Origin of the sequence: Mycobacterium pseudokansasii, from assembly GCF_900566075.1 — a bacterium.
Classification (GTDB): Bacteria; Actinomycetota; Actinomycetes; order Mycobacteriales; family Mycobacteriaceae; genus Mycobacterium; species Mycobacterium pseudokansasii.
Map to the genome: position 1 here is coordinate 47,638 of NZ_UPHU01000001.1, position 15,240 is coordinate 62,877.

Annotated in this window: 13 protein-coding genes and 1 pseudogene; 2 read left to right on the forward strand and 12 right to left on the reverse strand. The window is 66.2% G+C overall.

The genetic code is table 11. From position 1 onward, the window contains the following. Positions 1-61: 61 nt before the first annotated feature. Complete coding sequence (locus EET10_RS00255; RefSeq protein WP_063467342.1) at positions 62-835, reverse strand: TIGR03084 family metal-binding protein; 774 nt, start codon at positions 833-835, stop codon at positions 62-64. A gap of 11 nt (positions 836-846) precedes the next feature. After that, the gene (locus EET10_RS00260) at positions 847-2,175 is read right to left on the reverse strand and encodes an MFS transporter (protein WP_246013707.1); all 1,329 of its coding nucleotides are present in this window, start codon (positions 2,173-2,175) and stop codon (positions 847-849) included. A 99-nt stretch (positions 2,176-2,274) separates the two neighbouring features. On the opposite strand from EET10_RS00260, the gene EET10_RS00265 reads away from it, so the two are divergent. Beyond that, positions 2,275-2,883 (forward strand): YqgE/AlgH family protein, encoded by a 609-nt coding sequence (locus EET10_RS00265; RefSeq protein ID WP_099187873.1) that lies wholly within the window; start codon positions 2,275-2,277, stop codon positions 2,881-2,883. Positions 2,884-2,904: 21 nt separating this feature from the next. On the opposite strand, the pseudogene EET10_RS00270 reads toward EET10_RS00265, so the two are convergent. The 3 genes and pseudogenes from EET10_RS00270 to EET10_RS00285 all read right to left on the reverse strand — a co-directional run bounded on the left by EET10_RS00270 (position 2,905) and on the right by EET10_RS00285 (position 5,401). Then, positions 2,905-3,894, reverse strand: a pseudogene (locus EET10_RS00270) (bile acid:sodium symporter family protein). A gap of 23 nt (positions 3,895-3,917) precedes the next feature. Continuing rightward, positions 3,918-4,268, reverse strand: a complete 351-nt coding sequence (locus tag EET10_RS00280) for a hypothetical protein (protein WP_036404788.1) — start codon at positions 4,266-4,268, stop codon at positions 3,918-3,920. An 89-nt stretch (positions 4,269-4,357) separates the two neighbouring features. Then, a complete protein-coding gene (locus EET10_RS00285) occupies positions 4,358-5,401 on the reverse strand; it encodes an LpqN/LpqT family lipoprotein (protein ID WP_122501804.1) in 1,044 nt (347 codons plus the stop codon). 196 nt (positions 5,402-5,597) lie between these two features. On the opposite strand from EET10_RS00285, the gene leuS reads away from it, so the two are divergent. After that, the gene (gene leuS, locus EET10_RS00290; RefSeq protein ID WP_063467361.1) at positions 5,598-8,537 is read left to right on the forward strand and encodes a leucine--tRNA ligase; all 2,940 of its coding nucleotides are present in this window, start codon (positions 5,598-5,600) and stop codon (positions 8,535-8,537) included. Positions 8,538-8,616: 79 nt separating this feature from the next. Here the strand turns inward: leuS and EET10_RS00295 are convergent, their stop codons facing one another. The 7 genes from EET10_RS00295 to EET10_RS00325 form a co-directional block, all read right to left on the reverse strand. After that, positions 8,617-9,282, reverse strand: a complete 666-nt coding sequence (locus EET10_RS00295; protein WP_063467339.1) for an SDR family oxidoreductase — start codon at positions 9,280-9,282, stop codon at positions 8,617-8,619. Positions 9,283-9,322: 40 nt separating this feature from the next. Continuing rightward, entirely contained in the window at positions 9,323-9,823 is a 501-nt protein-coding gene (locus EET10_RS00300) for a MarR family winged helix-turn-helix transcriptional regulator (RefSeq protein WP_036404790.1), read from the reverse strand. 63 nt (positions 9,824-9,886) lie between these two features. Next, on the reverse strand, positions 9,887-10,633 hold the full coding sequence (locus EET10_RS00305) for an amino acid ABC transporter ATP-binding protein (RefSeq protein ID WP_036404793.1): 747 nt from the start codon (positions 10,631-10,633) through the stop codon (positions 9,887-9,889). Beyond that, positions 10,630-12,447, reverse strand: coding sequence for an ABC transporter substrate-binding protein/permease (locus EET10_RS00310; protein WP_122501805.1), 1,818 nt, complete (start codon positions 12,445-12,447; stop codon positions 10,630-10,632). The genes EET10_RS00305 and EET10_RS00310 overlap by 4 nt, the downstream gene beginning before the upstream one ends. 39 nt (positions 12,448-12,486) lie before the next feature. Continuing rightward, positions 12,487-13,251 carry a GntR family transcriptional regulator gene (locus EET10_RS00315; protein WP_036404796.1) on the reverse strand — a complete coding sequence of 255 codons (765 nt, stop codon included), beginning with the start codon at positions 13,249-13,251 and terminating at the stop codon, positions 12,487-12,489. A gap of 119 nt (positions 13,252-13,370) precedes the next feature. Continuing rightward, complete coding sequence (locus tag EET10_RS00320) at positions 13,371-14,159, reverse strand: LLM class F420-dependent oxidoreductase (RefSeq protein WP_036404798.1); 789 nt, start codon at positions 14,157-14,159, stop codon at positions 13,371-13,373. Positions 14,160-14,195: 36 nt separating this feature from the next. Continuing rightward, a complete protein-coding gene (locus EET10_RS00325) occupies positions 14,196-15,110 on the reverse strand; it encodes an alpha/beta fold hydrolase (protein ID WP_036404801.1) in 915 nt (304 codons plus the stop codon). Between the last annotated feature and the right edge of the window lie 130 nt (positions 15,111-15,240).

A 15,240-nucleotide genomic window follows, 5' to 3' on the forward strand; every position in this document is an offset into this window, starting at 1 on the left:
GCGTTCATCGCCCGTGGCCGGGGCTGACGGGCCGCGGCTCTCTTCGCGCGCCGGCGCGCGTTCATCGCCCGTGGCCGGGGGGGCCGGCGAAGGCTTGCGCGATCGTCAGCCACCGCTGCGCGTCCTCCCCTGTTGCCGTGATATCCAGGGTCCGCAACGCTCGCCGCTGCGTGACCAGGAAACAGAAATCCTCGGCGGATCCGGTGACCCGCTGCGCGGCGTCGGCGGGTCCCCAGGACCAGGTGTCTCCGTCGGGTCCGCGGAGCTCCACCCGGAACGGCTCGGCCGGTGGTGCCAGGTTGTTGACGAAGAACGAGTAATCACGGGTGCGGACACCGAGGTGCGCGATCGAACGCAGCCGCCGGGTGGCGGGCCGAGTCACGCCGAGGGCGTCGGCGACGTCGAGTCCGTGTGCCCAAGTCTCCATCAACCGCGCGGTGGCCATCGACGCTGCGCTCATCGGCGGCCCGAACCACGGCAGTTTGCGACCGTCGGCGACGGTCAGCAGCGCATCGTGCAATCGGCGGCGGGTGACCCGCCACTCCCCCAGCAGCTCCTGCGGCTGCCGGGCCGCTAACTCTTCGGCGCCGGCGTCCACGAAACCGGCAGGATCGGCCGCCGCCTTGGCGAGCACGTCGGCGAATCCGGCCTCGTCGGTGACCGCGGTCAGCGCCACCTGATCCGTCCACAACAGGTGACCGATCTGATGCGCAATGGTCCAGCCGGGCGCGGGCGTCGGCTCAGCCCATCGGTGCGGCGCAAGCGGCGCCACCAGCGCGTCGAGGTCGTCGCTTTCAGCCCGCAGGTCAGCGACGATCGGATCCGGACCTGCCATCGGTACCTCTCTTAATCGCCGTTCGCCGGCCGGCCCCGTCGGCCGACGATGCCGTGAACCGCAAGCCCGGTCAGATAGATCACCGAACCGAACAATACGAATATCGGTGCGTGCCCGTCGGCTGGAATCAAGGACGCTGCCACCGTAACCGAAGCGATGTAGGACACCCAGAACAACGCGTCCTGGACGGCGAACACGTGCCCGCGCAACGCGTCATCGACGTCTATCTGCATCGCGGAGTCGGCACACAGCTTGACCACCTGACCGGCCACCCCCAGTAGGAAGCCGCATGCCACCATGATCGGGATCACCAGGCCGGCACCGGCGATTTCGATCGTCGCGGCCGCGATCAGGGCGCCGTTGGCCGTCGCATAGCGCCCCCACCGCCGGATCAAGACCGGGGTCAACACGTTGGCCAGGAATGCCCCGAGACCCGTGGCGGCGAAGAACACCAGAGCGGTGCCGAACCCTACGACGTCCGCATCTTTCATGTGGTGGACCAGCAGCAAGATCAACAGCGAGTTGATGCCGACCACCATCCGGTGTGCGGCCAAGCCGGACAGCGCCGCGGCAACCGTCGGTTGTTGCACAACGGTACGCACGCCGTGTAGCCAGCCGGTGATCACTGCGTACACGACCGACCCATGAATCGCGCGCTTGGTGTCGTCCGGACCGAGTACCCGGGGGGCGAACCGCAGCGATAGCAGCAACGCAATCAGCACCGGAACAATGGCGGTGAAGACCACCACGGCGGCGCCGTGATCGCCGCCGCCGGCCAGCCAGCGGGGCAACAGCATGAAGTTCGCGCCCAGGAAGGCCCCGACCGCTCCTGAAGCGGTGGCGACCGAGTTCATCGTGACCACCTGGTCGCGTGGCACCACATGGGGCAACGATGCCGATAAGCCCGATGCCACGAACCGGGCCAAACCATTGGCCAGTAATGCTCCGATCAGCAGGAGTAGATCGCCGCCGCGAAGCGCCAGGATCGCGCCGATCCCGGCAATGAAGGCCGACCGGCCGACGTTGGCGCCGACCAGCACCAGCCGCCGGTCCCAGCGATCCATCAGTGCCCCGGCGAACGGGCCGATCAGTGAATACGGCAGAAACAACACCGCGAAAGCCCTTGCGATCGCCATCGGGTCGGCGGCGCGGTCCGGATTGAACAGCAATGCGCCCGCGAGTCCCGCTTGAAAGAGGCCGTCACCGAACTGACTCGCTATGCGAAGCTGCAGCAGTCGCCCGAAGTCGGGGAGAGCGCGTATCGACCGCCAAAGTGCGACCGGTGCTCTGGCTTGCGTCTGGCTGCGAATCACAAAACCCACTTCCACGATCGGGCGCAGGCAATGCTGGTTTCGCGCTGTGCCGACCCAATCACAGTACAAATATCTGCCGACCGTGCTTGTTTGGCCCGGTGATGCTGTGGTGAGTGCGATGATGGTGTGGTGGCGCCGCAGGAAGACCCCGAGGACTACATGGCACCCGCCGCACAACGTGTGCGAGCGGGTACTTTACTGCTGGCCAACACCGATCTGCTGGAACCGACCTTTCGCCGCAGCGTGATCTACATCGTCGAACACAACGACGGCGGCACCTTGGGTGTGGTGCTCAACCGGCCCAGCGAGACAGCGGTGTACAACGTCTTGCCGCAGTGGGCCCAACTCGCTGCCAAACCGAAGACGATGTTCATCGGGGGCCCGGTCAAGCGCGACGCTGCCCTGTGCCTGGCCGTACTGCGGGTCGGGGCGGATCCGGACGGGGTGCCGGGTCTACGCCACGTTGCCGGCCGCATGGCGATGGTGGATCTGGACGCCGACCCCGACCTGCTTGGCCCGATGGTGGAAGGTGTGCGAATCTTCGCCGGGTACTCGGGCTGGACCATCGGTCAGCTCGAAGGCGAAATCGAACGCGACGACTGGATTGTGTTGTCGGCGTTGCCATCTGACGTCTTGGTTCCGCCCAGAGCCGACTTGTGGGGGCAGGTCTTGCGGCGGCAGCCGTTACCGCTTTCGTTGCTGGCTACCCATCCGATCGATCTCAGCCGCAATTAGGGTACTGGCCGGCTCTACCCGTCACCGCGTGAGTGCGGTCGGGCCGGCCTGTTGGGCCTGCCCGAGCCGGCTGGCAATCAGTGCGCAGACGATCAGCTGAAGCTGGTAGTAGAGCATCAGCGTCAGCATGGTCAACGGAACGGCGGCGGCGGGGAAAAGCACCAGCGCCATCGACAAGCCCGGCGACAGGCCTTTGATCGAACCGCAGAACATCAATACGGCCGTATCGGCCGAGTCGAGTTCGGCGAGCAGGCCCAGCGTCGCGGTGCTCAGCAGTATCGCGGTGAGCAGCACACCCGCTGTGGCCGCCACCGCAACCAACCGCCACGTATCGACCCGATCCCAGATGTCCTCCACCATGGCGATCGAATACGCCGAATACACCAAGAGCAAAATGACCCCGCGGTCCACCCGTTTGAGCGCGCTGGCATTCCGGAAGAGCACCTCGGCGATCCACGGCCGCGCCAGTTGGCCCGCCAGAAAGGGCACCAACAGTTCGAACACGATGGCGCGGATGCCGGCACCACTCACACCGGGCACGTCCGAGGTGTCCATCAACAGCATCACCAGCAGCGGCGCGAGCAGCACCCCAAGAATGTTCGACAACGATGCGCCTATTACGGCGGCCGGCACGTTTCCGCGGGCTACCGAGGTGATGGCTATTTATGACTGCATGGCCGACGGGACGAGGCACATATAGAGCAGCCCATTGCCTAAGTCGGGGCCGAGCCACGGGCCTATCCATCCGCTCGCGACGACTCCGAGAATCGGAAAGATCGCGAACGTGGCCGCTAACACCATCAGGTGCAGTTGCCATTGACGTATTCCGTTCCAAACATGCTCCGGCGATAGCCGGGCGCCGTGCAGAAAGAACAGCAATGCGACCGCCACTTTGGTGCCTATGGACGAGATGTCGGCGGCCCCACCGCGCGCCGGCACAAGGGTGGCGATCACCATGCTGCAGATGAGCAACGGAAGCAGCGGGTCAACCTGGATGGTGAACCTTCTCAGGTAGCTGCTCGACCGTCAGGGCTTCACCGACAGGACAAAGTGCAGCCCGCGCAGCTGCCGCCGCAATCAGCCGCATCGGGTCGGACAGCTTCGCGGCGCAGCGCGTAGCGCGCACTCTGCCACGATCCGGCGGCCAACGTGCCCAATGCCCCGGCCACGCAAACGATCACCACCACCAGCGCGGCGGATGCCGAGGCCGCAAGCGCCACCACCCCGCCGGCCGCCAGCATGACCGCGGCCGCGAATTGAGTTGGCGCCATCGCGCGCAGCGCCAGCTGGGTCGGATCGCCAGCGTGGGCATGGGAAAGCGACCAGGCTCCGAAGGCGGCGGAAGCTACCGCCGCACATAGGCACAGCACACCTGCGATAAGCATGGGCTCACGATACGAGTACGCCCGTGCGTTCGTCCGGCCTGCTCCTTCGGAATGGCAAGGGGACGGCTAGTGCACGGCCTGGTACGGCTCTAGTGCGACGGCGCCGGTGTCAGGGTGACCAGCGGTGGCAGCGCGGGCGACACACCGGGCAGGGCTTGCGTCGCGGGGTTGAGGCTGGGCGCGGTCGCCGGGGCGGGTATCCCCGCCGGCGCCGAGCGGGTGACCGGGGCGGGGGACTGGGCCGGCAGCTGCGGCGCGGCCGGTGCCCCGGCCCGCGGGGGCAGCTGACCGGCTGCCGTCGGTAGCGTCACCCGGAATCCGTTGACGATCGCGTCGGTGGCCGGGGCGTCGGCAATCGCCTGCGATGCGGCGGTGGTCACCGATAGCGACACCAGGTACTTGTCGGCCCCGGAGGTCGCGAGGACATGGCGACGCGAGGTGTTGAGTGTCATGTCGTTCTCGCGATAGGTGCCCTCGATGATCGACGACGGGAAGCCGTTGAAGTCGGCCATGGACGAGTTGGTCGTCCGCCAGGCCAGCAGCTTCTGGCTGTCGACGAAGCCGTGCGTCATTGCCTCCGCCGGGTCGAAGTCGCCGACCAGCTTGTAGACCACCACCTGTGCATTGGAGGTGTAGATGCTGTTACCGCCGACCCGGTCGGCGATCACCAGGAAAGCATCGGGCACGTTCGGGTCGGGCACGGCAGTCCAGCGCGGCGGCATCGGCAGCGTGATGTCGAGTGCTTTGAACCCCTGCGACCGCTGCGGCTCGAATTTGACCCCCTTGCCCTGGAGGAATTCCCACAGGGTCCCGGTTGCGGCGGGCGTCACCGCCGGCGGCATGGGGGCCACCGCCGGCGGCATGGGCGTCACCGCCGCCGGGGGTAGCGGGGACACCACCGGGGCGGGCGCCGATGCCTGTGCGGGAGCCGGGGCGAATCTGTTGCTGACACCTCCGGGGACCGCGGTGAGGTTCTGGACGGGCGGCGCCGCCTGTTGAACCGGCGCGGGCAGTGGCGGTTGGGGAAACAGCGGTTCGGCCGATGCCTTCCCGCCCGCGACGAGCACGACGCCGACGAAACCGGCGGCCATACCCCCGGCGAAAACCCGCCAGGTTCGCGCGATGTGGATCATGTGCGTCGGTCCCTCCGAACTACTCGGGCGTCACTGCCCCTCATCGAGGCTGAATTTAACGAATTCTTAGAGGCGCCAATAGGGCCGAAATCGAGCTGGGATGAACCTCTAACCGGTGTGCAACGCAACCGAGACCAACCCGTGGCCAGCGGCTTGGCCGCCGGCCACGAAGGGGCGTCCTTATACCCTGTTGGGCGTGACCGAATCGCCGACCACCACGCCTGGCAGCGCGTCCGGCGACCCGACCGGTGCCCTGTCCGGTGTGAGGGATACCGAATCCGACGCGCCGCGGTACCGCTACACCGCCGAGTTGGCGGCGAAGATAGAGCGGACCTGGCAGGACAGCTGGGCTCGGCTCGGGACGTTCAACGTGCCCAACCCGGTCGGCTCGCTGGCTCCCGCGGACGGTTCGCCGGTGCCCGCGGACAAGCTGTTCGTCCAGGACATGTTTCCCTATCCCTCCGGCGAGGGATTGCACGTCGGTCACCCGCTGGGCTACATCGCGACCGACGTCTTCGCTCGGTACCACCGGATGAAGGGCCACAACGTACTGCACGCATTGGGGTTCGATGCCTTCGGGTTGCCCGCGGAGCAGTACGCCGTGCAAACCGGTACGCACCCGCGTGCCCGGACCGAGGCCAACATCGTGAACTTCCGCCGGCAGCTGGGCCGGCTGGGTCTGGGTCACGACAGCCGCCGCAGCTTTTCGACCACCGACGTCGAGTTCTACAAGTGGACGCAGTGGATTTTTCTGCAGATCTACAACGCGTGGTTCGACACCAACGCCAATAGGGCCCGGCCGATTGCCGAGTTGGTTGCCGAATTCGACTCCGGCGCCAGAACTCTCGACGATGCCCGGCGGTGGTCTGAGCTGTCGGCGGGGGAGCAGGCCGACCTGATCGACAGCTACCGGCTGGTTTACCGGGCCGATTCGATGGTGAATTGGTGTCCGGGACTGGGCACGGTATTGGCCAACGAAGAGGTCACCGCCGACGGCCGCAGCGACCGCGGCAACTTCCCGGTGTTCCGCAAGCGGCTACGGCAATGGATGATGCGCATCACCGCCTACGCGGACCGGTTGCTCGACGACCTCGACGTGCTGGACTGGCCGGAGCAGGTCAAGACCATGCAGCGCAACTGGATTGGGCGTTCGACGGGCGCGGCGGCATTGTTTGCGGCGACCATTCCGGCGGGTGACCGCGCCGGCTCGCAGGTCGATATCGAGGTGTTCACCACCCGGCCCGACACCTTGTTCGGCGCGACGTACCTGGTGCTGGCTCCCGAACATGATCGGGTCGACGAGCTGGTCGCCGCAGCCTGGCCTGAAGACGTCAGCCCATCGTGGACCTACGGCGCCGCCACACCGGTCGATGCCGTCGCCGCCTACCGCGGAGCGATCGCGGCGAAGTCGGACCTGGAGCGTCAGGAGAGCAGGGAGAAGACCGGCGTCTTCCTGGGCAGCTACGCGATCAACCCGGCAAACGGCGAACCGGTGCCAATCTTCATCGCCGACTATGTGCTGGCCGGGTACGGTACCGGGGCGATCATGGCGGTCCCGGGCCACGATCAGCGAGACTGGGACTTCGCCCGGGCGTTCGGCCTGCCGGTCGTGGAAGTCATTGCCGGCGGCGATATTTCGCAGGCCGCATACACCGGAGACGGCGTCTTGGTGAACTCCGGCTACCTCGACGGGATGAACGTCGCGGAAGCCAAGCCGGCGATTACCGCACGGCTGGAGTCCGAGGACCGTGGTCGAGCCCGAATTGAATTCAAGTTGCGGGACTGGCTTTTCGCGCGACAGCGGTATTGGGGTGAGCCGTTCCCGATCGTCTACGACGGCGACGGACGTCCGCATGCCCTCGACGAGACCGCGTTGCCGGTGGAATTGCCTGAGGTGGCAGATCATTCACCGGTTTTGTTCGATCCCGATGACGCCGACAGTGAGCCATCGCCGCCGCTGGCCAAGGCGACCGGCTGGGTCAACGTGGAACTGGATCTCGGCGACGGCCTCAAGCGGTACAGTCGTGACACCAACGTGATGCCGCAATGGGCCGGCAGCTCCTGGTACGAGCTGCGCTACACCGATCCGCATAACTCAGAACGGTTCTGCGCCAGGGAAAATGAGGCGTACTGGATGGGCCCGCGGCCGGTCGAACACGGCCCGGAGGACCCCGGCGGCGTCGACTTGTACGTCGGTGGCGCCGAGCACGCGGTGCTGCATCTGCTGTATTCGCGGTTCTGGCACAAGGTCTTGTACGACCTGGGTCACGTGAGCTCACGGGAGCCCTATCGCAAGCTCATCAACCAGGGCTACATTCAGGCGTTCGCCTACACCGACGTGCGCGGATCCTACGTGCCGGCAGATCAGGTGATCGAACGCGACGGGCGCTTTTTCTACCCGGATTCCGGCGGCGAGATCGAGGTCTTCCAGGAATTCGGCAAAATCGGTAAGAGCCTGAAGAATTCGATATCACCCGACGAGATCTGCGACGCATACGGCGCCGACACGTTGCGGGTGTACGAGATGTCGATGGGCCCGCTGGAGGCGTCGCGTCCGTGGGCCACCAAGGATGTCGTCGGAGCTCACCGCTTTCTGCAACGAGTGTGGCGGCTGGTGGTCGAGGAGGACACCGGTGAGACGCGGGTGGTCGACAGGGCGGAATCGGACACCGACACGCTGCGGGCACTGCACCGCACGATTGCCGGTGTGTCCGAAGACTATGCGGCACTTCGTAATAACACCGCGGCGGCCAAACTCATCGAATACACCAACCACCTCACCAAAGAGCATCGTGATGCGGTGCCTCGCGCGGCGGTCGAACCGTTGGTGTTGATGCTGGCTCCGTTGGCTCCACATCTGGCTGAGGAGCTATGGCTGCGGCTGGGCCACACCGTCTCGTTGGCGCACGGCCCCTTCCCCGAGGCAGATCCGGCATACCTTGTCGACGAGACCGTCGAATACCCGGTACAGGTAAACGGCAAAGTGCGTGGCCGGATAGTGGTCGCTGCCGAGGCGGACAACGAGGCGGTCGAAGCCGCCGCGCTGGCTGACGAAAAGGTGCAGGCGTTCCTGGCGGGAGCCACGCCCCGCAAGGTCATCGTGGTTCCGGGCCGGCTGATCAACCTGGTGGTCTGAATCTCCCGCCGACTGTGAATTGGCCGACGCGACACGCCGAAAACCTGTCGCATGGTACACACTCGGCAGCCCGCTAGCGCTAGCGGGGCCGGACGACAACCTCGTGGACGTGGCCATCGGGCGGGGTGGCTACCACGTTTGCGACCACCGCGGCCACCGTCTCGGCCCGCAGGAACCTGGTGGGATCGTAATTGCCACCTTCGAACTCGACCAGTTCGCGCTGCATCTCGGTGTCGGTGCGGCCGGGGAAGATCGTCGTCACTCGCAGGCCGGGCTCGTCGGCGCGCAGTGAGTCGGCGAAGGCCCGCAAGGCGAACTTGCTGGCCGAGTAAGCCGCCATGCCCGGCGAAACATTGCGCCCGGCACCGGAGTTGATGAATATCACCTGACCACGGGCTTGCCGTAGTGCCGGCAACAACGCCAGCGTAAGTGCCACCGCGCCAAAGACGTTGACAGCAAAGGTGGCGTGCCACTCGTCGACGTGCGAATCAGCGACATGGCCGGGGACGGATAACCCGGCGTTGTGCACCAGCACGTCGAGTTCGTCGACCACTTCGCAGCTGGCCTCGATCGTGCCGGAGTCGGCCAGGTCGATTGGAAAAGTGGTGGCGCCCAACCGTTCCGCAACGGCGTCGAGATGCTCGGAGGGCCGACCGGCCAGCAGCAGGGTGTGTGTCGGTGCCAAGGCGGTGGCAATCGCCGAACCGATGCCACGGCTGGCGCCGGTGATGAGTGCGGTGGGCATGACTCGAGCGGTTACCAATCAGCTTGGCGGTCGGTTGCTTTCACGCCTGCTTGCGGGCGTCATCGTCCGCGGTGGCGGTGGCCGGTTCACCGCTGGCCAAACGTTCCAGCGGCGCCAGCGCTTTCGTCAGCGTGTCGAGGTCGGAGTGGGGGAGCTGGCTGAGCATCGCGGCCAGGGCGGCATGCCGGTTGGCCAGTGACTCGGCGTGCACCGCACGCCCCTGCGGGGTGATGTCGACCAGTACGGCCCGCAGATCTGATGGGTCGCGGGAACGCTTCACCAGCCCGATCTTTTCCAGCCGGCGGATGGCCACCGTGGTGGTGGGGGTTCGCACTCGTTCGTGCGCGGCCAGGTCCGTCATCCTGATCGGACCGCGATCGAGCAAGGTGACCAGAATCGACAGCTGCGCCAGCGTCAACTCACCGGCAACCGCGCCGTTGGGATCCCCGCGGCGCAAGATCGAGAACAACTTGGACAGCGCGCGGTGCAGGCCCTCCGCCAATTCCGTCACCTCAGGTGCGGTGGATTCGCTGTCCGCCATAAGTCGGCAGTCTAACCCGACATGGCGCTCGCTGAAGACCTGCGTGGTGACTGTCAGCGCCGACTAAAGCACCTCGGCCAGGAACCGCTGTAGTCGCTCGGTCTGTGCGGCCTCGAAGATCTGCTCCGGCGGGCCGGCTTCCACGACCTTGCCGTGATCCATGAAGATGACCGCATCCGATGTCGAGCGGGCGAAGCCCATTTCGTGGGTGACGACCACCATCGTCATTCCGTCGGCGCCGAGGTCGGCGATCAGTCCCAGGATTCCCTTGACCATTTCGGGATCCAGCGCAGAGGTCGCTTCGTCGAAGAACATCACCTGCGGGGCCATGGCCAGTGCCCGGGCGATCGCAACACGTTGCTGCTGGCCGCCCGACAGCGTGCCGGGACGCGCAGCGGCCTTGTGTTTCAGGCCAACTCGCTCCAGGTGGCCCAGCGCGAGGTCCCGGGCCGCGCCGGCGGACAGACCGCGCAGTTTGCGCGGTGCCAGAGCCACGTTGTCGAGCACGCTGCGGTGCGGGAAGAGGTTGAAATGCTGGAACACCATGCCGATGCGCTGGCGCAGTTCGTTGGGGTTGTCCCGCAACACCGATCGTCCGTTGAGAAGGATGTCGCCGCTGTTCGGCTCGTGCAATCGGTTGAGGGTGCGAAGCAACGTCGACTTGCCCGACCCCGACGGGCCAATCACCGCCGCGGTGGTGCCCGCGGGGACGTCGATATCGACGCCGCGCAGCACCGCATTACCGCCCAACGCCTGATGAATATCCTTGGCAACCAACGAAACCGGCGTACGGCGCGCCTCGCTGGTCACGTCACTTCCTGACCGATGGTCGAGCTGACGACGTCGGAGGGATCCCGCGGATCGATCCTGGCGCGGCCGCGCCGAAGCCGGGCGTCGATGTAGTTCACCAGGTGGGTCAACGGGATCGTCAGCAACAGGTAGAAGATGCCCGCGGCCACCAACGGCGACAGGTTGCCGGTCTGCGCGTTGAGGTCACGGCCGATTTGGAACAGCTCGCGCTGTTTGGCCACCAGACCCAGAAAATACACCAGGGCAGAGGCTTTCAGCAGTGCGATGAATTGGTTGACCAATGCCGGCAAGACGCGCCGGATTCCTTGCGGCACCACCACCAATCGCATCGCGGCCGAGTAGCTGAAACCCAGGGCACGGGCGGCCTCGAGCTGGCCGGGGTCCACGCTTTGGATTCCCGAACGCAGGATCTCGCCGACATAGGCGCCGGCCATCAACCCCAGTGCGGCAATGCCCAACGGGTAGGGGTTGTTGTTGGTCAAGCCGCCCACGATCGGCCCCACGCCCAGCCCGATGATCAGGATGATCACCACCTCGGGCAGGCCGCGGAAGATATCGGTGTACACCCGGGCCGGCCATCGCAGCCAGCGCTTGTGCGAGATTCCGGCGACCGCCAGTGCCATCCCGATCGCCAGCCCTATTGCGCTGGCGCTGACGGTCAGGATCAGCGTGTTGGGCAGCCCGGTGTGGAACAGCGCCGGGATGGCCTGGCGGTACATGTCCCAGTCGAAAAAGGATTCGCGCAGCTGCGCCAGGGTCGACTTGGGTGCGGCCGGCTGGATCGGCTTGCGGTGCTGACTGGCCGCGATTGCGGCGAAATCCGGCAACGCCGGGGCAGCGACGGCCTTCGAGCCGGGTTTCCACCCGGGCGGCAACGTGCGGGGAACCCAGTTGCTGTAGAGATCCGCCCAGGTTCCGTCGGCGATCACCGCGTCCAGCCCCGAGTTCAGCGCGTCGACGAGCGCGGGGTTGTCCTTGGCGACCGCATAGGCCACGAAATCGTCGGTACTGAACGTGTTCGCGACGATCACCGCCGGATCGCCCGGCCGCATGGCCGCTGCTGCTTGGTTCGCCGGGGCCACCCACGCGTCGATCTGGTGGGTTTTCAGGCTGGCGTACACGGTGGCGAAGTCGGGATACTTCACCGGTTGCAGGTGCAAGGTGTCGACGACGTAGGACTCCTCGACCGTGCCTTGGACCACGCCGATACGCTGACCCGCGGCCAGCTCGGTGAAACTGGTGATCGCCGAACCGGGAGGCACCACCAGCGAGTAGTAGCCGAAGTCGTAGCCGTTGGTGAAGACGACCGTGCGCCGGCGTGCGTCGGTGGCCTTCACCGATGCCGAGCCGATGTCGAAACGGCGCGACGCCACCTGGGCGAGTAGCCCGGAGAAGTCCGTGCCGACGAAGCGGACATGCAGGCCAAGCTTGGCGGCAATGGCGCGTAACAGCTCGTTGTCGAATCCGGTGAACCGTCCGGTCGAGTTGATGCAGACGTTCGGCGGGGCATCCGAGAGCGTGCCCACCGTCAGCACACCCGGTGTGCCCAGGCCGAGTGCACTGACATTGATCGAGCTCAACGGAACGACGGTCGCGGTGGTGTCGGTGTCGTCGTCCATGCCTGCCGCGACAGCCCTGGACAGGTTGGCGGGCAGGACCGTCGCGCTTTCCACACCGGCTGGCGAACACTGATGCCGATCTGCTGCCGCGGGTGCGGCGGCCGTCAGGCTGGCGCTACCGAGGATCAATAGGGTCGCGCCGGCGGCGAGCAATCTGCGCCCGATTCCGGCGCACGCACCCACACGTGAACTCATCATCGCCACCGTATCGGCCGACCGGTTGGCGCGTGCGGCTCAGAGCACGACCGACGACGGTTCGCGGGTGCCGGCCAGCACGCCGACGGCCGGCGACTCCGGCGCCACAGCGGTCAGGCGTAGCGGAATCTCGTCCGGCACCATGCCGCCGTGCGGGGTGAAGACTCGCCGCCGGAACAGTTCGGCCAGCATCGTATGAGCCATCAGCTGGGAGCGCCCGATACAGGCGGCCCGCGCGGCTTCCGGATCACGCCGATGTATTGCCGAGTGCTCGTCTTCGTAGAACGACAGCATGTCGTCGCGGCCGTTCTGGTAGGTCAGCCAGAAGGCACGGGGAATCAGGTTCTGCGAGGCGCGAATGCTCGCGTGCAGCCGCGGTCCGGCGTACTCGTCGTTGACCGTTCGACGGTATTCGTGCGCGACTTCGGAAAAAGTCCGTGGTTCCTTCGACGTGCGCAGCGAGCGCATCAGCGCGTCGAGCTGGCCCAGAATCCGCGGTGTGGGGTTGGCTGCCGCCCGTGCCGAAGCGATGCCGTTGAGCAGGCCGTCGAGCTCATGATGTTCGAGGACGGTGGCCTCGTCGAACCGCTCGACGAATGCCCCGCGGTGATAGCGAGTCGACACGATGCCGTCGTGTTCGAGTTGCACCAGTGCCTCTTGTATCGGGACGCGGCTGACTCCCAAGCCCTGCGCGATTTCATTGCGGTCGACGCGATCGCCGCTGCGCAGTTTGCCAGTCAGAATCAGGTCGAGGATGTGCCCAACGACCTGGTCTTTTTCCTTGATCCCATATTTCTTAGGCATCAGTTCCGTCGGTTTCCGTCGAGTCTCTTTCAGCCGCTGCGGCTGTCGGCGCTGGCAAGTTTCTCACGACTGGCTGCGCGCGTTCGGGTGTTTGGCGGAGAAATCGACGCAAACGCAAACTAACGACCGTCACGCCATCTGCAGAGCGCCTCGGCGGCGGTCAGGTCGTAATCGGGACCGTCGCAGCCGACCGTCAGCAGCGTGACCCCGAGTCGGACGAGGGCTTCGGCCTCAGCGATCCCGCCTGTTACCGCGGCCGAGCGTTCGATGGTGGCCGGATCCCGTCCGACGTCGGCGCAGTGCCGGTTGAGCACCGCGGCCTTGGCCGGGAACTGGTCGGCGGCGGTGAAGCTGTGCCACATGTCGGCGTATTCGGCCACCAGGCGCAGCGTCTTGCGCTCGCCGCCGCCTCCGATCAGCACCGGGATGTCGCGGGTGGGTGGCGGATTGAGTTTCGTCAGTCGGGTCTTGATTCGGGGGAGCGCGGCGGCCAGGTCGTCGAGGCGGCTGCCCGCGGTGCCGAACTCGTAGCCGTATTCGTCGTAGTCCTTTTGTTTCCAGCCAGAACCGATGCCCAGCACAAGTCGGCCGTCTGAAATGTGGTCGACCGTACGGGCCATGTCGGCCAGCAACTCCGGATTGCGGTAGGAGTTACACGTGACCAGAGCACCGATCTGGATACGTGACGTCTGCTCGGCCCACGCCCCGAGCATGGTCCAGCACTCGAAGTGCGCACCGTCGGGATCGCCGAAGAGCGGGAAGAAGTGGTCCCAGTTGAAGGCGATGTCGACGCCGATGTCCTCACCGCGGCGCACGGCATCGCGGATGTCGCCGTAGTGCGGGGCGTGCTGCGGCTGGAGCTGCACGCCGATGCGGATGGGTAGATCGGGAAGCACGGCTGAGGTCATACGACCACGGTAGGCCCGGAGCCCAGGGCCGAGCGCTCAGCGTCTGCCGAACACTCCGCGCAGGATGTCGACGAGCGCGCGCGGTTGGTCGCTTTGCACCGAGTGGCCCGAATCCGGTACGACGTGCGCACCACGGAAATGCGTTGCGCGCCTGCTCAATTCGGCGACGTCTTGGTCGCTGACGAAGCCCGACTGGCCGCCGCGCACCAGCGTGATGGGTGCCGACAAGGCGTCGACGTCATCCCACAAACTGGCGAAATCCGGGAAGCTGCGGATGGCGTCGTAGCGCCAGGTCCAGTTGCCGTCGTCGAGTCGGCGGGAGTTGTGGAACACGCCGCGGCGCAACGCCTTCACCTCGCGATGCGGCGCCGCGGCGACGGTCACATCGAGCATCGCCTGGAAGCTGGGAAATTCTCGCTCACCGTGCATCAGCGCCACCGTGCCCTGCTGCTGCTTGGTCATCTCGGAGTGTCGCTGCAGCGCCGACGGCGTGACGTCGATGACGACGAGTTCCTCGACGAGCTCGGGGGCGACCGCACCCAGCCGGATCGCGGTCAGCCCGCCCAGCGACATGCCCACGACCAACTCGGCCGTCGGCGCCAGCTCACGCAGCACCGGGGCCAGGGCGTCGGCATTGTGCTGCGGCGAATAGTCGCCGTCCTCGCGCCAATCGGAATGACCGTGCCCCGGCAGATCCACCGCCAGCGCCGGTTCGCCGAGGCCGACGATCACGGTGTCCCAGGTATGCGCATTTTGGCCGCCGCCGTGCAGGAAGACCACTCGCGGTGACGGGCCGCCCCAGCGCAGCGCACTGATTCTGCCCGCAGCGGTGCCGGCGTCCACCCGCTCGACGTCCGGCAGTGGGCCGGTAGCACCCGCCTGCTCGGCGTTTTCGGCCAGCAGATCGAACTCGGAGAGCCCGCCGAGTTCGTCGTCGGAAATCTCGGTCACGGCTCTGACTCTACGAGTCATGCCCGAGGGTCACGCGGCGGTGACTGTCGACGTCTGGTCCACGCTGATATCGGGTCGTCATGTCGACCTCGATATTCGCAGTTTCAGGGGCGCTTACGTACGGGTGTAG